17 protein-coding genes and 1 riboswitch are annotated in these 21,820 nt (G+C 43.1%); of the genes, 14 read left to right on the forward strand and 3 right to left on the reverse strand.

Going from position 1 to position 21,820, the window contains the following annotated elements:
* Positions 1-25: 25 nt before the first annotated feature.
* Positions 26-1,651, reverse strand: coding sequence for an alpha,alpha-phosphotrehalase (treC, locus tag P7J49_RS06965; RefSeq protein WP_408570184.1), 1,626 nt, complete (start codon positions 1,649-1,651; stop codon positions 26-28).
* Positions 1,652-2,002: 351 nt separating this feature from the next.
* Positions 2,003-3,997: a PTS system trehalose-specific EIIBC component gene (treP, locus tag P7J49_RS06970; RefSeq protein WP_408570186.1), complete on the reverse strand. Its 1,995-nt coding sequence runs from the start codon at positions 3,995-3,997 to the stop codon at positions 2,003-2,005.
* 233 nt (positions 3,998-4,230) lie between these two features.
* On the opposite strand from treP, the gene treR reads away from it, so the two are divergent.
* The 13 genes from treR to P7J49_RS07035 all read left to right on the forward strand — a co-directional run bounded on the left by treR (position 4,231) and on the right by P7J49_RS07035 (position 18,796).
* Positions 4,231-4,944, forward strand: coding sequence for a trehalose operon repressor (treR, locus tag P7J49_RS06975; RefSeq protein WP_222375456.1), 714 nt, complete (start codon positions 4,231-4,233; stop codon positions 4,942-4,944).
* Positions 4,945-5,001: 57 nt separating this feature from the next.
* Complete coding sequence (locus P7J49_RS06980; RefSeq protein WP_408570188.1) at positions 5,002-5,313, forward strand: hypothetical protein; 312 nt, start codon at positions 5,002-5,004, stop codon at positions 5,311-5,313.
* Positions 5,310-5,858, forward strand: coding sequence for a CvpA family protein (locus tag P7J49_RS06985; protein WP_029177092.1), 549 nt, complete (start codon positions 5,310-5,312; stop codon positions 5,856-5,858). Before P7J49_RS06980 ends, P7J49_RS06985 begins: the two co-directional genes overlap by 4 nt.
* 347 nt (positions 5,859-6,205) lie before the next feature.
* Positions 6,206-8,539 (forward strand): endonuclease MutS2, encoded by a 2,334-nt coding sequence (locus P7J49_RS06990; RefSeq protein ID WP_408570190.1) that lies wholly within the window; start codon positions 6,206-6,208, stop codon positions 8,537-8,539.
* Between the two features lie 87 nt (positions 8,540-8,626).
* A complete protein-coding gene (locus P7J49_RS06995) occupies positions 8,627-9,280 on the forward strand; it encodes a GNAT family N-acetyltransferase (RefSeq protein ID WP_408546224.1) in 654 nt (217 codons plus the stop codon).
* Positions 9,281-9,657: 377 nt separating this feature from the next.
* Positions 9,658-9,972 carry a thioredoxin gene (trxA, locus tag P7J49_RS07000; RefSeq protein ID WP_002941035.1) on the forward strand — a complete coding sequence of 105 codons (315 nt, stop codon included), beginning with the start codon at positions 9,658-9,660 and terminating at the stop codon, positions 9,970-9,972.
* 133 nt (positions 9,973-10,105) lie between these two features.
* Positions 10,106-11,635, forward strand: coding sequence for an AMP-binding protein (locus P7J49_RS07005; protein ID WP_408570193.1), 1,530 nt, complete (start codon positions 10,106-10,108; stop codon positions 11,633-11,635).
* A gap of 39 nt (positions 11,636-11,674) precedes the next feature.
* The gene (msrB, locus tag P7J49_RS07010) at positions 11,675-12,613 is read left to right on the forward strand and encodes a peptide-methionine (R)-S-oxide reductase MsrB (RefSeq protein WP_408570195.1); all 939 of its coding nucleotides are present in this window, start codon (positions 11,675-11,677) and stop codon (positions 12,611-12,613) included.
* Between the two features lie 243 nt (positions 12,614-12,856).
* Complete coding sequence (locus P7J49_RS07015) at positions 12,857-14,842, forward strand: DUF1430 domain-containing protein (protein ID WP_408570196.1); 1,986 nt, start codon at positions 12,857-12,859, stop codon at positions 14,840-14,842.
* 1 nt (position 14,843) lies between these two features.
* Positions 14,844-15,476 carry an ABC transporter ATP-binding protein gene (locus P7J49_RS07020; protein ID WP_408570198.1) on the forward strand — a complete coding sequence of 211 codons (633 nt, stop codon included), beginning with the start codon at positions 14,844-14,846 and terminating at the stop codon, positions 15,474-15,476.
* Positions 15,477-15,738: 262 nt separating this feature from the next.
* Positions 15,739-15,843: riboswitch (glycine riboswitch) on the forward strand.
* A gap of 110 nt (positions 15,844-15,953) precedes the next feature.
* On the forward strand, positions 15,954-17,288 hold the full coding sequence (locus tag P7J49_RS07025; protein WP_408570200.1) for an alanine/glycine:cation symporter family protein: 1,335 nt from the start codon (positions 15,954-15,956) through the stop codon (positions 17,286-17,288).
* A 64-nt stretch (positions 17,289-17,352) separates the two neighbouring features.
* Positions 17,353-18,201, forward strand: coding sequence for a mechanosensitive ion channel family protein (locus tag P7J49_RS07030; protein ID WP_408570202.1), 849 nt, complete (start codon positions 17,353-17,355; stop codon positions 18,199-18,201).
* 10 nt (positions 18,202-18,211) lie between these two features.
* The gene (locus P7J49_RS07035) at positions 18,212-18,796 is read left to right on the forward strand and encodes a DUF4352 domain-containing protein (RefSeq protein WP_408570204.1); all 585 of its coding nucleotides are present in this window, start codon (positions 18,212-18,214) and stop codon (positions 18,794-18,796) included.
* Positions 18,797-19,030: 234 nt separating this feature from the next.
* Here P7J49_RS07035 and gdhA read toward each other — a convergent pair whose 3' ends face one another.
* Positions 19,031-20,377 (reverse strand): NADP-specific glutamate dehydrogenase, encoded by a 1,347-nt coding sequence (gdhA, locus tag P7J49_RS07040; RefSeq protein WP_044688215.1) that lies wholly within the window; start codon positions 20,375-20,377, stop codon positions 19,031-19,033.
* A gap of 222 nt (positions 20,378-20,599) precedes the next feature.
* Between gdhA and P7J49_RS07045 the strand changes: the two genes are divergently transcribed.
* Positions 20,600-21,538, forward strand: a complete 939-nt coding sequence (locus P7J49_RS07045) for a dihydroorotate oxidase (RefSeq protein WP_408570206.1) — start codon at positions 20,600-20,602, stop codon at positions 21,536-21,538.
* Positions 21,539-21,820 lie beyond the last annotated feature (282 nt).

The following is a 21,820-nucleotide window of genomic DNA, read 5'->3' on the forward strand; positions in this document are numbered from 1 at the left end:
CTTTACAATAGGGAATATACAGTGATTATTTAACCAAAATCGCCAATGCTTGATAGGGTTTCAAGGTAATTTTCTTACCGAGTTTGCTATCAGGATAGTTGCTGATGAGGACTTGGCCGTGGGCATAATCGTCTGCCAGATCTAGTTCAACCTCTTCTGCAAAGAAATTGTTGAGGACCAACAGTTTTTCGCCATTTAGCAAGCGTTCAAAGGCGTAGACTTTCTGGCTGTCCTTATAGGCTGCCTTGTAGTCCCCTTCTGAAATAAGAGGGAGTTCTTTCCGCAATCGGATCAGTTCTTGGTAGAAGGTAAAGATTGGGCCAGTTTTTTCCTGTTCAACGTTAATCGTTTGGTAGGATTTGCCAGCTTTCAGCCAAGGAGTTCCTGTTGAGAAGCCTGCATTGTCAGAAGCATCCCATTGCATCGGGGTGCGGGAATTGTCACGAGACTTGGCCTGGATAATCTTGAAGGCCTGCTCAGGTGCGTGACCTTGGTCCAAGAGCATCTGGTAGGCGTTGATAGATTCCACATCGACATAGTCGTCCATGCTGTTGTAGTCAGGGTCAATCATGCCGATTTCCTCGCCCATGTAGATGTAAGGCGTACCGCGTGACAGATGGATAGAGGCTGCTAGCATGGTCGCTCCTTCCTTGCGGAAATTCTCCACATCGACAAAGCGGTTGAGAGCACGAGGTTGGTCGTGGTTGTTGTAGAAAAGGGCGTTCCAGCCATTTCCAACGGACATCTCTTCGCCCCAAGTGTGGAAGAGGCGTTTGAGTTCCTCAAAGTCGAAGTCCATAATGGTCCACTTTTGCCCGTCCTTGTAGTCCACTTTCAAGTGGTGGAAGTTGAAGGCCATGGACAATTCTTCCCGCTCAGGAGCTGTGTAGAGGATACAGTTTTCAATGGTAGTGGCAGACATTTCCCCGACGGTCATGAAGCCTTTTTCGCTACCAAAAGTAGCATTGTTCATCATCTTGAGGTAATCGTGGGTGATTGGGCGGTCGGTGTAAGCAGGCTTGCCGTCATTGATTGGGCAGTCTTCGAGGACTTCGTCCTTACCAATCAGGTTGATAACGTCGAAGCGGAAGCCCTTGACACCCTTGTCTTTCCAGAAGTTGACCACCTTGAACAGTTCTTCGCGGACATGAGGGTTTCGCCAGTTGAGGTCAGCTTGGGTCACGTCGAAGAGGTGGAGGTAGTATTTCCCAGTATTGCCAAAAGGAGCCCAGGCATTGCCACCAAACTTAGACACCCAGTCAGTTGGCTGGTCACGTAGGATAAAGAAATCTTGGTAGTATTTGTCGCCAGCAAGGGCTTTTTGGAACCATTCGTGGTCTGTCGAGCAGTGGTTGAGAACCATGTCTAGCATGAATTCAATGCCCAGTTCTTTGCCGACAGCCACCATTTCTTCAAAGTCAGCCATGGTCCCAAAATCAGGATTGACGGCTGTATAGTCTGAAATGTCATAGCCATTGTCCCGCTGCGGACTTGGGTAGAAGGGATTGAGCCAAATCATATCAATGCCTAGCTCTTTTAGATATGGAAGTTTTTCAATAATTCCTCGTAAATCCCCTACACCATTTCCAGTTGTATCCTTGTAAGATTTTGGGTAGATTTGATAAACAACCTTTCGTTTGTCTATTGTCATTTTGCTCTCTCTTTCTTGATTTTTCCTTCTTGCATAAACAATGATAGGAGGAGGCTGGGCAAAAAGCTTAACCTCGCTTCTCAGGGTTCGTGTCAACATCTCAGCGCAGTGGTTGATTGGCAGATTTGTTCGTGTTTTACACTCCAAATCTGACCATTACGACTGATGCGAACAGAGTTCGCTTCATTTCCAACCTCCAACAGTCACTACTCTGACTGTTGGAGCTATGCGGGGGTGGGAGTGAAACAGTCTGGGGATAGACTGTTTCAGCTCAACAACTTAAAACGAAAAATTGTTGACGAACTCTTTTTTTGACCAGTCGAGTTCTTTCCCGCTCCCCCTCCTAGGACATTAATTCTTTGTAACTGTCAGAATAGCTTCGCCTTGCGAGATGGCACGAGGAAGATTTCCGATAACTTGAGTGTCAAAGTCAGTTTGGTTGGTCACGATAACTGGTGTTTCAGCGACGAGACCAGCAGCCTTAATGACATCAATGTCAAAGCTAATCAATTTATCACCAGCTTTTACCTTGTCACCTTGATTTACATGGGCTGTGAAACCTTTGCCTTCCAATCCAACAGTATCCATACCGATGTGCATAAGGAGTTCAACTCCGTTTGTAGCAGTGATACCAACAGCGTGGTTAGTAGGGAAGAGGACAGATACTTCACCATCGACTGGAGCACCCAAGATACCTTCGCTCGGGTCAATAAGGACACCTTGGCCCATGACACCTGATGCAAATACAGGGTCAGTAGCTTGTGACAATTCTTTTGCTTGACCAGTTAGTGGGCTAATCAATTTGATAGCAGCGCCAGTTTCAACAACTGCTTCAGTTGGAGCTACGACTTCTTCAACAGTTTCTTCTTTTTTTGAAAATGCACCTGTACGTTGGAAAACAGCTGTCAAAATCATTGGGACAACAATCGCAACTACCATTGCTAGCAAGAATGCCCCCCAGTATTCAGCCTTGATAGACAAGATACCTGGAAGACCACCGATACCGATAGAAGCAGCTTGGATGTTGAAGGTTACAGAAAGTAGGCCAGCGATACTTGAACCAATCATAGCCGCTACGAATGGGTAAACGTATTTCACGTTGACACCAAAGAGGGCTGGTTCAGTAACACCTAGGTAGGCAGAAATAGTTGCAGGAAGTGAAACTTGCGCTTCTTTTTCATTGTGACGGTTCATGAGGAAGTAGGCAAATACTGCTGAACCTTGAGCAATGTTAGAAAGAGCAATCATTGGCCAGAGACCTGTTCCACCAGCATCTGCAATCAATTGTGTATCGATGGCATTTGTCATGTGGTGAAGACCAGTGATAACGAACGGTGCATAAAGGGCACCGAATACCGCACCGAAGAGCCATTTCAATGGACCAGTCAAACCAGCTAATACAACTGTTGACAACCATTGCCCGATTGTCCAACCGATAGGACCAAGGACAGTGTGAGCCAAGATAATTGCTGGAAGAAGTGATAGGAATGGCACGAAAATCATTGAGACCACTTCTGGAACAACCTTACGCCAGAAGATTTCTAGGTAAGACAGTGCCAAACCGGCAAGGAGGGCAGGGATAACTTGTGCTTGATAACCGATACGGGCAATACTAAATGCACCGAAGTTCCAAGACCAGTCGCTGGCAATGGTTGCTGCATCTGTACCAGGTACAGCATAAGCGTTGAGCAACTGTGGAGAAACCAAACAGATACCAAGGACGATACCAAGGATTTGAGAAGTTCCCATTTTACGAGATACAGACCAAGTGATACCTACTGGCAAGAAGTGGAAGATGGCTTCACCTGGCAACCAGAGGAAGTGATTGACACCATTCCAGAAAGGAGAAACCTGAACGATGGTGTTCCATACAGGGTTACCATCAGCATCGAAGACCAACTGCCCATCTTTCATAGCTTGTCCAAGCCATTCCATCTGAACACCTTCCAAGACGTTGCGGAAACCGAGAATCAAACCGCCGACGATAAGTGCAGGAATGATCGGTGTGAAGATTTCCGCCAGCATGGTCATGACACGTTGGATGGCATTTTGGTTACTTTTAGCGGCTGACTTTGCAGCTTCTTTTGATACGCCTTCGATACCAGACACAGCTGTAAAGTCATTGTAGAAGATTGGTACATCGTTACCGATGATGACTTGGAATTGACCAGCGTTGGTAAATGTTCCTTTTACTGCTGGAATATCTTCGATGACTTTTACGTTTGCTTTTTTCTCATCTGCAAGAACAAAGCGCATGCGCGTTGCACAGTGTGTTACTGCATTGACATTCTCTTTTCCGCCAATAGCTTCTAGGAGCTGTTTGGCTTCTTTTTCAAATTTTCCCATATATTTTTCCTTCTAGACGGCTTATGGACTCCGTCACCCTATATTTTTTAGACATCTCGCTAAGTATGTCCATTTTTGAAATTTGTACGGACAAATTTCTTTTGTGTTATCATTGTATCCGATTTCAAAAAATAATGCAAGCGTTTTTGATTAGTTTTTTTAAATTTTGAAATGAATTTTGTTATAATGTTGATAGTTGTATGCTATTTGACAGATGAATTTGCGAGGAAATGATGAAAAAATACCAAGAAATTTATAATGACTTAAAAGAAAAAATACGGACAAATGTTTATCCGGCAGAAAGCTCCCTACCGACAGAACAACAGCTCCAGGAAATCTATGGTGTTAGTCGTGATACGGTTCGTAAGGCGTTGGCGATTTTGACTGAGGGAGGTTTGATTCAAAAAGTGCAAGGGCGTGGTTCAATGGTCCTTAAGCAAGAAATTCTCAATTTCCCAGTTTCAGGTTTAACTTCTTATCGGGAATTGACAAATGTTCTCCAGCTTTCTACCAAGACAGATGTTGTCAGCTTAGATATGATTACCGTTAATAGTAGCCTTTCGCATTTGACAGGCTTTGAGCCGTATAGCAAGGTGTGGAAAGTTGTCCGTACACGTTCGATTGACGGTAAGGTCTCCGTTGTGGATACAGATTATCTTGCTGTCGATGTCGTGCCAGAGTTGACAACTGCTATTGCTGAAAAATCCATCTACGAATACCTAGAAAATAAGTTAGGCCTTGATATTGCTTATGCACAAAAAGAGATTACGGTAGAGCCGACCAGTCGAGAAGAACGAGATTTGATGCAGATTCAGGATGATTATCTGGTGTTGATAAAATCCAGGGTCTACTTAGGAGATACGCGACAATTTCAATACACTGAAAGTAAGCACAAGATTGATAAATTCCGCTTTGTAGATTTTGCTCGTAGAAAGCATTCTTTATAGGAGAGATTAGCCAAATCAAGTTTTTTACGCTATAATAGATTGAAGAAGAGGTAAGATATGGCAAACTTAAATCGATATAAATTTACATTTGGTGATAAGCAACTAACGTTGACAACTGAGCATGACAATCTCTTTATGGAAGAGATTGAGCGTATTGCACAGGAAAAATACCAAGCCATCAAAGAAAAGATGCCGACGGCGGACCCTGAAACCCTCGCGCTTTTGTTGGCAATCAATGCTCTATCCGTTCAACTAACGCGCGAGATGGCATTTGAACAAAAGGAACAAGAACTTGCAAGCGTCAAAGAAAAGGTCTTGAAAAAGAATGTGACCTTGATTGACTTAGATGAGCTTGAGGACAAGGTATGATTTCATTAGCAATTATTCTCATTTTGGCATGGAGTTTCTACATTGGCTACAGCCGTGGTCTAGTTCTACAGGCGTTTTATAGCATAGGAAGTATTATTGCTCTGGTGGTTGCGACGGCTACTTATAAAAAATTGGCATCCTTCCTTTATCTCTGGGTGCCATTTGCCAATGCTACTCAGGGGAGCTCCAACTATTATTTTGATGAGAAATATCTCTTTGACCTAGATATGGTATTTTATGCGGGATTGGCCTTTCTTTTGATATACGTCTTGGTTTATGCTATTGTGCGTTTCATAGGAATATTTGTCCATCTATTAGAGGCTTTTAATCCTGATACAAAAACGACCAATCTCATAAGCGGCGCCTTGGCTGTCTTGGTGACTTTTATTTCTCTTCAGATTGTCATGGTCTTGCTATCAACTATTCCGTTAGCGATGATTCAAGATAAATTGCACAGTAGTTTTCTTGCCAACATCATGATTCAGTACACACCATTCACTAGTAGCTTTTTAAAATCTCTCTGGTTGAGTAATATAGCAGGGTAAGGGAGACCTTATCCTTTTTATCGTCATTTATAATACTCTTCGAAAATCAAAATCAGACGTTGTTGACTTGATTTGATGAGTGAAAAGATCCAGTGGATCTTTTCAGCCTGTTCCCTTGAAATATAAAAGGAACAGAGTTCGATCTGCATCAGAGCGAAACGAACTAGGTTCGCCTATTTCCAACCTCTAAAGGTTCCCCGAACCTTTGGAGCAAGTTTGATTTTGATTTTCATTGAGTATTAGTTGACTGTTATACCTTTAATGTTAGAGATTGGGAAAGACTATATTTTTATCTCTTATTGTTTTGATAATGAGATAAAGCTAAGGAAAAGACTAAGTAGGAACATATGAATAATAAAATTATTGAAACCCTTGAATTTCACAAGGTAAGACAAAAAATTGAGCCCTATCTCTTGACGGAACAGGGCTTTGAAGAATTACGACAGTTGGAGCCCATGGTGGAAGTCCACCGTATCCAACAGGCCTTCGACGAGTTGACAGACATAGCGCAGATTTTTGTGGAAAATCCCTATTTCAGTCTGGCTGCTACGAGTGACATTGGTCCAGCCATGCGTCGTTTGGAATTGGATACAGACCTCAATATCGCTGAATTATTAGCTGTTAAAAAGGTCTTGGAAGTTTCTAAATCTCTCTTGGATTTTTATGGAAATCTGGAAAATGTCAGTCTTAGCCAGCTGGATAAACTCTTTGAGAAGATTGAGCTTTTTCCACATTTACAGGGCTCCCTCCAGTCCATCAATGATGCTGGTTTTGTAGAGGATTTTGCCTCAGAAAAGCTGGCTCGTATTAGAAGAAAAATCCGTGAAGCTGAAGATCAAGTTCGTCAGGTCATGCAGGATATTTTGAAGACCAAGGGCGACATGCTGTCCGATAGTATTTTGGCAAGCCGTAATGGACGCAATGTCCTTCCTGTTAAAAATACCTATCGCAATAAGATTGCGGGTGTAGTCCATGATATCTCCGCCTCAGGTTCGACCGTTTATATTGAGCCGCGGGCAGTGGTGACCTTGAACGAAGAAATCAGTCACCTACGTGCCGAAGAACGCCATGAGCTCAACCGTATCTTGCAGGAATTGTCGGATATGCTCCGTCCGCATAGTGGCGTGATTCGTAACAATGCCTGGCTTATCGGTCATATTGATTTTGTTCGTGCTAAGCATCTCTTTGCGCGTGAACATCAAGCAGTTGTACCCAAACTATCTGAGAAGCAGGATATTGCCCTTCTCAACGTTCGGCATCCGCTCATTGCTAAGCCTGTACCAAATGACCTTTATTTCGGTAGTCAGTTGACGGCTATCGTGATAACAGGTCCCAACACAGGTGGTAAGACCATCATGCTTAAGACCTTGGGATTGACCCATCTGATGGCCCAGTCTGGTTTGCCTATTTTGGCTGATAAGGGCAGTCGGGTAGCTATCTTCAAAGAAATTTTTGCGGATATTGGTGATGAACAGTCGATTGAGCAGAGTTTATCAACCTTCTCCAGTCACATGACTCACACGGTGCAGATTTTAGCGGAGGCTGATCAAGATTCTCTCATTCTATTTGACGAGTTGGGAGCTGGGACCGATCCGCAGGAGGGTGCATCTTTGGCTATGGCCATCTTAGATGATCTTCGTCTGCGTGGGATCAAGACCATGGCAACTACCCACTACCCTGAGCTTAAAGCCTACGGGATAGAAACCTCTGGTATTGAAAATGCCAGCATGGAATTTGACACCAATAGCCTGCGTCCGACCTATAAGTTTATGCAGGGAGTCCCTGGTCGCTCCAATGCCTTTGAAATAGCAAGACGTCTTGGTCTCTCGGACATCATCATCCAGTCAGCCCAATCTTGGACCGATACAGACAGCGATGTCAATCGGATTATCGAGAAGTTGGAGAGCCAGACGGTTGAAAGTCGTCGTCGCTTAGACAAGATTCGCGAGGTGGAACAAGAAAACTTCAAGATGAACCGAGCCCTTCGCAAGCTCTATGACGAACTCAATCGTGAGAGGGAAAATGAGCTCAACAAGGCACGCTTGGAAGCCAAGGAAATTGTAGATATGGCATTGGCAGAAAGCGAGGATATTCTCAAAAATCTCCATGCTGCAGCTAGTCTTAAGCCCCACCAGATTATTGAAGCCAAGGCAGAGCTGAAAAAGTTGGCGCCTGAAGTGGTGGATTTGTCTAAAAACAAGGTTCTGAAGAAAGCTAAAATCCAGCGGGAAGCCAAGGTGGGCGATGACATTATCGTTACAGCTTATGGACAACGTGGCACCCTGACCAATCAGCTCAAGGACGGACGTTGGGAAGCACAGGTTGGTTTGATCAAGATGACCTTGACTAAGGAGGAATTTGAGCTAGTTAAGGTGGAGAAAGCAGAGCAGCCTAAGAAGCGTCAGGTTCACACGGTCAAACGTGCCAATGTACGAGGACCAAAAGCCCGCTTAGATCTCCGTGGTAAACGCTACGAAGAGGCTATGATGGAGCTGGATGAGTTTATCGACCAGGCCCTGCTCAACAACCTAGCCCAAGTCGATATTGTTCACGGTATCGGTACAGGGGTTATCCGAGAAGGCGTGACCAAGTACCTCCGTCGAAACAAGCAAGTCAAGGAGTTCGGCTATGCCCCACAAAATGCAGGTGGTTCAGGCTGTACTATTGTGACCTTTAAGTAAAAACACAAAGCACTTGCAGCTTGCAGGTGCTTTTGAAGATAGTTGCAAAACTCAAAAAAAATAGCAATATAAAGTTAGGAGGTCTATATGATTATCAGAAAATATCAAACCAGTGATGAAAAAGGATGGGTTTACTGTAAGGCACTCAGCTACCTCTTCTCTCCATTCTTTGATGATAGAGAAACAGAGAAACCCGAACTAATGACAGACGTTTATGACTACCGTGTGGAATGGGTGGCTGAAGTAGATGGACAAATTGTTGGTCTAATCGACATCGATATTTACACTGAGGAGTGCAGCCGGTCTTATATTTACGCACCAAGTAAGCGGACTGCCTATTTTACTAACCTAGCAGTCCACCCTGATTTTCAAGGGCAGGGCATTGCCCAGGCGCTTTTTGAAAAAGCAGAGCAGGAGTTGAGAGAGCAAGGTGTAGAGAAACTAGCCATCTTTACCAGAGAGGGAGATGTGGCCAATCATTTGTATCAAAAATGGGGTGGACAGTTAGTCTGTTCAGATTATCTAGTCATCGGTACACCCAAAGACACACCTTATGTCCGTTTTGGTGTCGACCTTCCCAATGCCAAATTGGCCTTTACAGATGAAACAGGTCAGCCAGCCCCCTACTATCTCCGAGAAGGTGTTTATGTAGTCAGTGAAGAAGCTGGCTTGGATCTCTTTGACATAGAAGACGCCTACCAAGAATTAACCTATGTAGTGGATTTGACAGAAAAAAGTTGAAGTTTTTCAACTTTTTTCTTTTGGCAATGAACCTGGCAAGTCAAAGGGCTTATTAGTCCCTTCTCGTATCCTTACGTTCTAGTTTCACTTGAACAATCTGCTTTTCAAATTAAGATTTCTAAAGTATGTTTATTCAATTTCTCTCTCCGTAGCACCTACTCCGTCACCTTGTCCCGTTGCTACAACTGGACTTGACAAGCAAAACAGTATCCCAGTTCCCCCTCGTCACCCTGCGGTCTAGTTTAGAATGACCAACATGCTTTCAAATCACAATTGTTTAAGCATGACTATCTCATTTCTCTTCCGTAGCAAAAATTCGCATTCTCTCTTCATTTGGTGTAGAATGATAGTACCAAAAACAGAAACGGAGAAAAATGATGGTTCAAGTTATTACAGATGCAAACTTTGAAGTTGAAACACAAGAAGGCGTAGTCCTTGTTGACTTTTGGGCACCTTGGTGTGGTCCATGCCGTATGCAGGCACCAATCTTGGAACAATTAGCAGGCGAAGTGGATGAAGATGAATTGCGCATCTACAAAATGGATGTGGATGAAAACCCAAACACAGCTCGTCAGTTTGGAATCATGTCTATCCCAACTCTTTTGTTTAAAAAAGACGGACAGGTTGTGAAACAAGTTGCTGGTGTCCACACTAAAGACCAAATCAAAGCAATCTTGGCAGAGATTGGTTAATTGAAAATGAAAGCAAGTGGTGGATTGACTACTTGTTTTTTTACAACTGTGAGTCATACAAAGATATAAGATTGTGAAGGATGGCACAAGATGTTATAATAACCTTATCGTTGTCATTTTAGAAAGGTTAGATATGTCAACTATTAGTTACAAACCATTAAATCTCTATCGTCAGTTTAAAACAGCAGCTCAAGAGTTTCCGAATGTTGCCATTTATTTTGACCAACCCTACGCATCCTTCCCTGAATTAGGATTGGAAAATACTTATCAAACAGTTTTTGAGGCTATTCAAAAAAGAGCTGCTCAATTTGCAGCAGCAGGTATTGGCTATGGGGACAAGGTGGTTCTGTATAAGAGCCCAGCTTTCGACACCTATTTGTTAGCAGTAGCGGTAACGGCATTGGGTGCTGTTCCTGTTATGATTTCCTACCATTTGCCATCTTCGAATTTAGATGTGTTTGCAGAGCGATTGGAAAAGTCTTTCATTGTCTACGACCAAGAAACGGAAGAACGTGTAGCAGGAATGACTCGAACTGACCTGGTCACAAAGGTATTTTTACCCCAAGTCCTAGTGCAAGAAGCAGTTGCTTTTGAAGAAAATCTCCTGCCAGAAAATGTCATTCAATACATGACCCATACTTCAGGAACGACAGGTGTTCCAAAATTAATCTGCCACACAGCACAGACCATGGGCTGGCGAGTAGCTTGGCAACAGACTATTTTTGACAAGATGACGGAGAGAGGCTTGTTGGCCTTCCATATCTCTCCTGTTCATTCACGCTATAATATCGGCGTGTCGTCGGCGATTGGGCTAGGATTCCCCCTCTACCCGCTTTCCTCTGCAAGAAAAGATGATGTTGAACGGGCGCTTGCTCTTCATCGTCCAAGTGCTCTGGAAACCCATCCGAATAACTTTGTTCAATGGGCAAGATTGGCCAAGGAAAAAACAGAGGTCTTTAGTAGCATTCGTTATTACCATTCAACCTTTGATGCTATCAATATTGGTACGCTTCGCGCCTTCTTGGAGGCTTCTAAAGAGAAAGATCCAGTCTTTATGCAGGTTTATGGTCAAAGTGAATGTGGTCCAATGATTTTACGTTACCATCGCTTGGAAAACCTAGGAACAGTTAGCGGACGTGATATGGGGATTGGTCTGGAAGGTTACACAGAAGCACGTATCACAGATGCCCAAGGGAATCCTCTCCCAGCTGGAGAAAACGGCCATATCCAGTTCCTGTCAAAAGGCCGTGCTGTGACTTACTACAAAGAAGATGCCCGCTTCCAAGATAATGTGTACGGTGCTTGGTGGGATAGTGGTGACTACGGCTGCATGACTCCAGAGGGCACGCTTCTTCTAAAAGACCGTCAGGTTGACCTCATTGAGCACATCGACAGCAACCTTGCCTTGGAAGATTTATTGCTGGATAAGTTGGACTTTTTATCAGAAGTCGTGATTATCCGCGATATCAATGGTGCACCACAGCCGATTATCGCTCTGGCAGAAGATGCTGAGATGAATTGGGAAGCTTGGTGGGCCATGGTTGCAGACCTACCACTATTGAAAGAGCCTATCTTGATGGCTTATGACGACATTCCACGAACAGCGACCATGAAGGTTCAACGCCTCAAAATGGAAGCAGAAATGAAAGAAAAAAATCTGTAAGGGTGACGAAACCACGCTTGCAGATAAGAAGGAGTTCACATGAAAGAAATCTACCTAGCAGGCGGTTGTTTCTGGGGGATGGAAGGCTACTTTTCCCAGATCGATGGTATTCTTGACACCAGCGTTGGCTATGCCAATGGACAGGTGGAGACGACCAATTATCAACTCCTCAAACAAACAGACCACGCAGAGACGCTCTATCTAGCCTATGATGAGACTCGTATCAATTTGCGGGAAATTCTCCTCTACTATTTCCGCGTCATTGATCCCTTCTCTGTCAATCAGCAGGGACCTGATAAAGGTCGCCAGTATCGGACTGGTATCTATTACACAGATGAGGCAGATTTGCCGACCATCGAGCAGGTCATGACGGAGCAGTCCCAGCTCTTTGGCGGACGCCCCCTAGCTGTTGAAGTGGAGCCACTCGCACATTACATCCCCGCCGAAGACTACCATCAGGATTATCTCAAGAAAAATCCCCAAGGGTACTGCCATATCGATCTTGGGCAGGCAAAAATCCCTCTGATTGATGTTGCAGACTACCAAAAGCCAGACCAGCAAGTCTTAAAAGACAGCTTGACCGACCTCCAGTACCAAGTCACTCAAGAAGCTGCGACGGAAAGACCCTTCGAAAATGAGTTTTGGAATAGTGACCAAGCTGGCATCTACGTCGATATTACGACTGGTGAGCCCCTCTTTCTCTCAACAGACAAATTCGACTCAGGCTGCGGCTGGCCCTCTTTTACCAAACCAATCAGCAAGGAAGTTGTGACTTATTTCCAAGACCTTTCTCACGGCATGAACCGCATCGAAGTTCGCAGTCGGGCCGGTCATGCTCATTTAGGTCATGTCTTTGATGACGGACCGCGTGACAAGGGTGGATTACGTTACTGTATCAACTCAGTAGCCCTTCGCTTCATACCGAGAGAGGAAATGGAAGAAGCAGGATATGGCCTGTTTTTGGATTTGCTTAAATAAATTTAGGAACGCAGAAAGTCTATTCGCAAAGAATAGGCTTTTTGTGTATTAAAATTGTATGTTTAAAAAGATGATTTTGATATAATGATTTATACATAGATAATATTATAGTTTAAGAAGTGGCTATTTTGCTGTCAATCAACCAGTTCACTGAGATATTAAAGCGAACTCTTAGCAGTGACATTGGAATTTTTTCCTAGCCTATTTCTTACATTTTAGAGAATAGGAAGACAGGTGATTGTGATGAAAGGGAAATTTGTACTTATATCGACGATCATTCTAGCCGTCTTTATGATTTGGTTGGGGGTTAGCCAAAAGGAGACTATGCTTGTTCATTATTTTCCTTCTGTGACCACTTTGTCGGTATCTGAGGACGTGACTTACTCAGATGTACGACAGAGATTAGAGGACTATTCTCAACAGACGGATAGTGTGATTGCCAGGCGGGTGATTGAGCCAAGTACATCAGGTGGACGTACCTTTTCCTATGACAATTTTAGTCAGTCTTCCCTACCAAGAGGACTAGAGGAATTTCGGGCATCAGAAAAGGTGGAGTCTGCACTCCTAACCAAATATTTTATTTTCCAGGGAAAAGCAACGGCAGAGGAACTTCGTTCTCTTCTTGTCTCGCTTGGCTTTGACGAGGTTCACATTCGAAAGCCTTCGACTATTGCTACTTTACTAGCATTTCTGACACAAGGTGGTCAATTTTTAGCCGTACTGGTCTTTCTTATTACCTATATGGCTTTGGTCGTGATTGCCAATGTAAGGCAGTTGCGTACAGCAGGTATCCGTTTGATTGCAGGGGATTCGCGCTGGCATCTGTTTTGGCTATCTCTACAGGAAAATGCGAAAGAGATAGCTCTAACTATCCCATTTGCGGTTCTTCCAGCAGTTGGACTGGCCGACCTCATTGGATTAGATGGCTATTCTGTCTACTATCTGGTCGCAGCTCTAGTGGGCTATCATTTCTTGCTTGGTTTGATTGCCCTTTTTTTCGCTGCTACATTTACCTTGGCCATTCGAACCTACCACTTTTTACCCTTGTTAAAAGGGAAGATGCCTCTACAAGGAATCCTGACCATTATGGTTATGGGGCAAATGCTGGCTCTACTAGTGGTGTCATTGGGCATGGCTCAAACCGTCTATTATTCAGGGATTTGGCAGGAATACCAAGCAGGTGCCCAGCAGTGGGAGAAAGAAGGGGATTACTATAGTTTGGCTTGGAACATTTCTGCGGATGGTCGCTCAGGACTAAATTCGCCTGAAAATTGGTATCCTTTACTAAAGCAAGCATTGGAGGAAGACGGCGCGCTCTTTGTCAAAAGTAATTTGAATGCCTATTTAATGGGCTCCCAACTGGAAGATGGAACAAGCCTGGACAGCTACCATCCAGCAGGAAACACCCTCTATGTTAGCCCTCATTATATCCAGATACAGGATGTAAACTTAGCAGAAGGAGAAGCATTGCCACCTCTACAAGAAGGAGAATTTCAGCTTCTCTTACCTGAAAAATTGCGCCCTGAAAGCGATACCTATCTCCATCTTTACCAAGACTATATCAATCGTATGGTAAGACCTGCCAATCAAGCAAGCTCAGCTACCATTAAGGGAAAAGTTGCCTATCTAAAAGATGGGCAGAAGCAGTTTATCTACAATCATCGTTCTGGTCAACATGTGCAATATTTGAAAGACCCTATTTTAGTTGTGCTGACACCGTCAAGTTTGGGAGAGGAATCTGCTGATTTTTGGTTGAATGAAGTAGATAGCAGTATGCTATTTAAAAACAGAGATAAACTTTTACGTGAATTGAAGGAAAGAAATCTGTTTCAGTTTGTTAATGAAGTGAAAAGTAGCTCCTCCCTCTTTACGGAACTTTTAGACCGTATTCGGATAGAGACCATTTCAACCTCTATGGGTGCTATTTTGGGTATCGTGACATCGATTGTTTTGTTTAATACCATGAATCTTCTATACTTCGAAGAGTTTAAACGTGAGATTTTTATCAAGGAAATTGCAGGGATGGATTTCTTGGGAATCCATAAGAAATACCTAACGTTCCAACTGCTTTCCCTCTTGTTGGCTCTTGGAGCAAGCATGGTAGTGACAGGTCACATGTTCATAAGTAGTATCAGTTTTGCCTTGTTTATGGTCAATGCCCTCTGCTTATTGAGGTGGCAGACAAGAAAAGAGGGAGCTTGGAATATCCGTATTTTGAAAGGAGCCTAGTATGTTTTCTATCCAATCAATTCAAAAGAAATTTGGGAAACGTAGCTTGTTTTCTGATGTAACGCTAGACTTGCAGGCTGGAAAGGTCTATGCCTTGATAGGTGCCAGTGGTAGCGGAAAAACGACCTTGCTGAATATCTTAGCCAAGTTAGAGACTTTTGATGCAGGTGATATTCTCTACAAGGGGAAGGATTTGAAAAAGTTGAAGCCCCATCTCTTTTTTAGGGAGGAATTAGGCTATCTCTTTCAGAATTTTGGTCTTTTAGAAAGTCAGACAATCAAAGAAAATCTGGATTTGGGACTGATTGGTCAGAAATTGTCCAAAGACGAAAGGAAATCGAGGCAGGAAGCGGCACTTGATGCAGTTGGTCTGTCTTATCTAGACCTGTCCCAGCCTATCTATGAACTCTCAGGAGGGGAAGCTCAACGGGTAGCACTTGCTAAAGTCATCCTGAAAAATCCTCCATTGATTTTAGCAGATGAGCCGACGGCTGCCTTAGATCCTAATAGCTCCCAAGAAATTATGGATATTTTGTTATCCTTGAAGAGCCCAGATCGGCTAATTGTGATTGCGACCCATAATCCTTTGATTTGGGAGCGAGCAGACCTTATCATAAAAATGGAAGACTTGTAAAAATTCATACTCTTTGAAAATCAAAATTATCCGTTGTCAAGAGCCTTGATGAGTGAAAAGCTTCGGTGGAGCTTTTCAGCCTGTTACCTTGAAACAAGACAGTAACAGAGTTCTATCTTCGGCTTCGTTTCCTAGGCTACTTTTGATTTTCATTGAGTATCAGAAAATATTCTTGATTTTTTCGTGAAATTAGATTAAAATAAAATTAGATAAAACTGAATAACCGGTTGATAGTGGGCAGAAAGGCGACTGACTGTCCAAAGGACGGAACTCTGGAGAGACCATTTTGGCACCGAAGGGGCAAGGTAGCTCTACTTGGAAAAGTAGAGTTGCTGAAACTCTCAGGTAAAAGGACAGAGCGTTGAAAAATAGGATTTTTCTGTATTTTTCGCGTTGATTCTAGAGGTTGATGAATTCAGCCTCTTTTGTTTTTTCCGGCAGCTTTATCGGATTAAGAATCATACTTAGGAGGAAGCTATGTTAGAATTGATGCAGAACATCAATAATTTTGTTTGGGGTCCACCCCTTTTGTTACTGTTAGTCGGAACGGGTGTCTATTTCACCCTTCGTTTGGGAGTGTTTCAAATCAGCAAGTTGCCGACGGCCTTTCGTTTGATTTTTTCCAGCGACCAGTCTGGTCAAGGGGACGTGTCCAGTTTTGCGGCTCTTTGTACAGCTTTGGCAGCGACGGTTGGGACGGGAAATATCGTTGGGGTGGCAACTGCTATTACGACAGGTGGACCAGGTGCTCTTTTCTGGATGTGGGTAGCGGCCTTCTTCGGGATGGCAACCAAGTATGCAGAAGGATTTTTGGCCATTAAATACCGTACCAAGGATGCCAATGGGCAAGCAGCGGGAGGTCCGATGCACTATATCACCTTGGGGATGGGACAAAAGTGGAAACCTCTGGCAATTTTCTTTGCAATTTCAGGTGTTCTAGTGGCTCTCTTGGGTATGGGAACCTTCTCTCAGGTTAACTCCAGTGCCTCTTCCATGTCTTCTAGTTTTGGTCTGGCTCCCCAGTTGGTCAGCATCGTAACTGCCATTTCCATTGCTTTCTTTATCTTTGGGGGAATTGAGAAAATTTCAGAAGTTTCAACCAAAATAGTTCCTTTTATGGCCATCCTTTATATTTTGGCCAGTTTGACTGTTTTGGCTCTGCATTTGGATCAGCTCTTACCAACCCTTGCTTTGGTTCTCAAATCAGCCTTTACTCCGGCTGCGGCTGCGGGTGGCTTTGCAGGTGCGACGGTACAACAGGCCATTCAACGGGGGATTGCGCGTGGGGTCTTTTCAAATGAATCAGGTTTGGGATCGGCTCCGATTGCTGCTGCAGCTGCCAAGTCAGACAACCCTGTTGAGCAAGGGTTGATTTCGATGACTGGTACCTTTATTGATACCCTTATCATCTGTACATTAACTGGACTAACGATTTTGGTAACAGGACAGTGGTCAGTTGCTGGATTGGAAGGTGCTCCGTTGACCCAGGCAGCATTTGCGACAGTTTTTGGTCAATCAGGTGCTTTGGCTTTGACCATTAGTCTGGTTCTCTTTGCCTATACGACCATTCTTGGTTGGTCTTATTATGGGGAACGTTGTATCGAATTCCTCTTTGGTACCAAGTCTATCTTGCCTTACCGTCTAGTCTTTGTAGCTATGGTTGCATTAGGTGGTTTCCTCAAGCTAGACTTGATTTGGACTATCGCAGATATTGTGAATGGCCTTATGGCCCTTCCAAACTTAATTGCCTTACTGGCTCTATCTCCAATCATTATTAAGGAAACACGCCAGTATTTTGCAAAGAAGAAATAAGATAAAAGTCAGCCACTTGGCTGTCTTTTTGTTCTTTTAGGATGTTTTCTGCTATAATTATCTCATGAATGATTTTATTACCAAGTATTTGTCTCAATTTAATATTGAGGCCATTGTGACAGCAGGCCTAAATAAGGTTTTATCGCTTGTTTTACTCTTTGTTGCATTTTACATTATCAAGAAGATAGCCAAAGCTTCTGTGAAAAAGGTTTTAGTTCCCTCCCTAAAGGTATCCACTCAGGAAATTGGTCGTCAGAAGACCATCAGTCGTCTGGTGGAGAGTATCCTGAATTATTTGCTCTACTTTATTCTCATTTATTGTATCTTGAGCATTTTAGGTTTACCGGTATCCAGTCTTCTTGCAGGAGCCGGGATTGCGGGTGTAGCTGTTGGGCTGGGGGCACAAGGTTTTCTCTCAGACTTGGTCAATGGATTCTTTATCTTAATTGAACGACAGTTTGACGTCGGAGATGTGGTTAAGTTAACCAACGGGCCCATTACCATTTCAGGAACCATCGTTAGCATGGGAATCCGAACAACACAAGTACGTGATGCAGATGGGACATTGCATTTTATTCCCAATCGCAACATTCTAGTGGTGTCCAATCAGTCAAGAGGGGACATGCGTGCTCAAATCGATATTCCGCTCAAATTTAATACCGATTTGGAACAGGTTAGTCAGGTTATTGAGGAAGTCAACCGTCGAGAAGTTAGCAACTTTGATCAGATTACAGGAGTGACAGTTCTTGGACCGCAAAATACGACCAATGGTCAGTTTGTTTTTCGGGTCAATCTCTTTGTAGCGCACGGGCAGCAAAGTAGTATTTATCACCAGTTCCTTGGTTTTTATCAAGATGCCCTGCGTCAAGCAGGAATAGATTTACCTTCAAGTGGGCCAACTGTTTTAAAATAAGGAGTTTATGATGCAAACAAAAGATTTTGTCGTTGAAAATGGGCAGATGTATTATAAGAAGAAACCCTTGCACAAACAGCCTCTCTTTTGGACAACCATTGCTGGTGCTGTTCTCTCCTTCATCCTAGGAGTGACCTGTTTGATTTTAATGACTGGTTTAAGCTTGTCAAGTACAAGTGATTCTTTGGGTTCAGAGGGTTATTTCGATGATACGAAGACCTACATAGAATATCAGGTGGGAGATAGTGTTGATTTTTCTGATGGTCTTCATGTGACAGTAACGTCTATGGGCAAAGACGATAGCGTAGAACTAGTAGATAGCTACTATAGCACAGCTTATGTTGTTGAAGTGGAAGTTGAAAATTCGACCGCAGAAGAACTCTATTTTGATGAATACTATTTTAGTTTGGTTGATCCTGTTAGTCAGATTCCCTTTTCCCTGGATTTACGGACCTACGATGTGAATCTAGTTGAAAAGTTGAAGCCAGGAGAGAAAGTACAAGTAAAACTTATCTACGGTATAGATAATGAAACAAACTTTGGTTTTACCTACGAAGATGCCATGTGGACGGAATTAGTCGCAGAAGGTATCTAATTGCTGTAGAAAAAGTTTTAAATACTGCACAATTTACGGGTTTACAACGCCCCTTGGTTCAGATTGTTCGGCTTGGTAATTGTGCTATATCCGATTTATCTGTTATTTTTACATTTTAAAAAGGAGAACATGTTTATCCACTGTTCTCCTCTTCTTTTAATGAAAAATACCCCCAAAATTGGCACGTCAATTTTGGGGACATTTTTATTATAGTTTAGTAAACTAAAAGTAAGCTTATACCAAACCTTGGGCAATCATGCTATCCGCAATTTGTTCAAAGGCTGCGATGTTAGCGCCTGCAAGGTAGTCTGTACCAAGGTCGTATTTTTCAGCAGTTTCTTTGGCTGTGTTGAAGATATTTGCCATGATGTCTTTAAGACGGCCGTCTACTTCTTCACGAGTCCATGAAAGACGAAGGCTGTTTTGGCTCATTTCAAGGGCAGATACGGCTACACCACCAGCGTTGGCAGCTTTTGCAAGACCGTAAAGAACGCCGTTTTCTTTATAAACTTTGATAGCATCAAGGTCAGATGGCATGTTGGCACCTTCAGCCACACAGTAAACGCCATTTTTCACAAGGACAGCAGCTTGCTCGCCGTTGATTTCGTTTTGAGTCGCACATGGAAGGGCAATATCAGCCTTGCCGTCGTAGTTCCATACAGAACCTTCGAAGTACTTAGCAGTTGCTTTTTCTGCAGCGTATTCTGTCAAACGAGCGCGGCGTTTTTCTTTGATGTCCACCAAGAGGTCGAAGTCAATACCAGTTTCATCGATGATATAACCATTTGAGTCTGAAACAGAAATAACTTTTGCACCAAGTTCAGTCGCTTTTTGAACAGCATATTGGGCAACGTTACCAGAACCAGAGATAAGGACAGTTTGGTCTTTGAAGGATTTACCGTTTGCTGCCAACATGTTATCAGTGAAGTAAACCAAACCGTAACCAGTTGCTTCTGGGCGGATTAATGAACCACCGAAGCCAAGAGGTTTACCAGTCAAGACACCTGCATCAAACTGGCGGAGGCGTTTGTATTGACCGTACATGTAGCCAATCTCACGACCACCGACACCGATGTCACCAGCAGGGACGTCAAGTGAAGGTCCGATGTGTTTTTGCAATTCAGTCATGAAGCTTTGGCAGAAGCGCATGATTTCAGCATCAGTTTTTCCTTTTGGATCAAAGTCTGAACCACCTTTACCACCGCCGATTGGAAGACCAGTCAAGACGTTTTTGAAGATTTGCTCAAAACCGAGGAACTTCAAGATGGATTGGTTTACAGTTGGGTGGAAGCGAAGACCGCCTTTGTAAGGACCTACAGCTGAGTTGAACTGAACACGGTAGCCACGGTTGACTTGGACATTTCCATCTTTATCTGTCCATGGAACACGGAAGCTGATGATACGCTCAGGCTCAACGATACGGGCCAAGATGTTTTCTTCGATGTATTCTGGGTGTGCTTCAAAAACAGGCTCAAGTGTAGAGAAGAGCTCTTCTACAGCTTGGAGGAATTCTGTTTCATGTGGGTTGCGGGCTTTGACTGCTTCAAAAGAAGCTTGGATGTAAGCTTTGGCATTTGACATGGGATCACCTGATTTCTTTTTTATTTATTAAATTGTCAGACAATTTAATTTATCTGATAATTATTATAGCACCATGATTTTTAAATGTAAAGAAGAAAATGTAAGAATTTTAAAAAAATTAATAAATTTTTATTAAAAAATCCGAACGTTAGTAGTAAATGAAGAAAATCCGTTTGTTTCTTATGATATAATCAAGAAAGAATGACCTATATGGAGGATAATATGGTTTCAACAGCAACGACACTAGGTGGTTTTACCTTTGAAAATTGTTTGATGAATGCGGCAGGGGTTTGGTGCATGACCAAGGAAGAATTGGATGCGGTTAAGAACTCGAAGGCGGGTACTTTTGTAACAAAAACAGCAACCTTGGACTACCGCGCGGGTAATCCAGAACCACGTTATCAGAATGTTCCGCTTGGTTCTATCAATTCGATGGGCTTGCCAAATCAGGGATTGGCTTACTATTTGGATTATCTACTAGAGTTGCAGGAAACGGAGCCAGAACGCACATTTGTTTTATCTTTAGTTGGAATGTCGCCTGATGAGACTCATGAAATTTTGAGAACTGTAGAAGCCAGTGATTTTAAGGGGTTGACAGAGTTAAATCTTTCTTGTCCCAATGTCCCTGGAAAGCCGCAGATTGCCTATGATTTTGAAACGACAGAAACCATCTTGCAGGAGGTCTTCACTTACTTTACCAAACCACTCGGTATTAAGTTACCACCTTATTTCGATATTGTGCATTTTGACCAAGCAGCAGCGATTTTCAACCAGTTTCCTTTAAAGTTTGTCAACTGTGTCAATTCGATTGGAAATGGTCTATATATTGAAGACGAGCAGGTGGTCATTAAGCCTAAAAATGGTTTTGGAGGTATAGGCGGTGAATATATCAAACCGACAGCTTTGGCAAATGTCCATGCCTTCTACCAACGCTTGAAACCGGAGATTCAGATTGTTGGGACTGGTGGCATTTTGACCGGTCGTGATGCCTTCGAACACATTCTCTGTGGAGCCAGCATGGTTCAAGTTGGAACAACCCTGCAAAAGGAAGGTGTGGCAGCCTTTGAACGCATTACGGCTGAATTGCAGGCCATCATGGCTGAAAAAGGCTACGAGATCATTGAAGATTTTCGTGGCAAGCTACAGCACTTAGATGACTGAGATTATCTGTTGAAGACATAAAAAGAAGCTAACATTGTACTGTTCTCCCAGATAGTCTTTTAGAGAGTCGCGAGGGGATAATGTTAGCTCTTTTTAAATGGTCTGTGAAGATCGGTCTGATAATCGTTTGAGGAATGGAATACATAGTCAGAAACATATATTTGTGAGATGGAATTCTGATTTTATTTAGATTTTTTAGCAAAAATGTCGTATACTAATATTAGAACCTCTATTTATAAGTGATGTACTTTTATGGAAGAAATAGTTTTTTGAGGGACTACT

Origin of the sequence: Streptococcus suis, assembly GCF_046032515.1 — a bacterium.
Lineage (GTDB): Bacteria > Bacillota > Bacilli > Lactobacillales > Streptococcaceae > Streptococcus > Streptococcus suis_AL.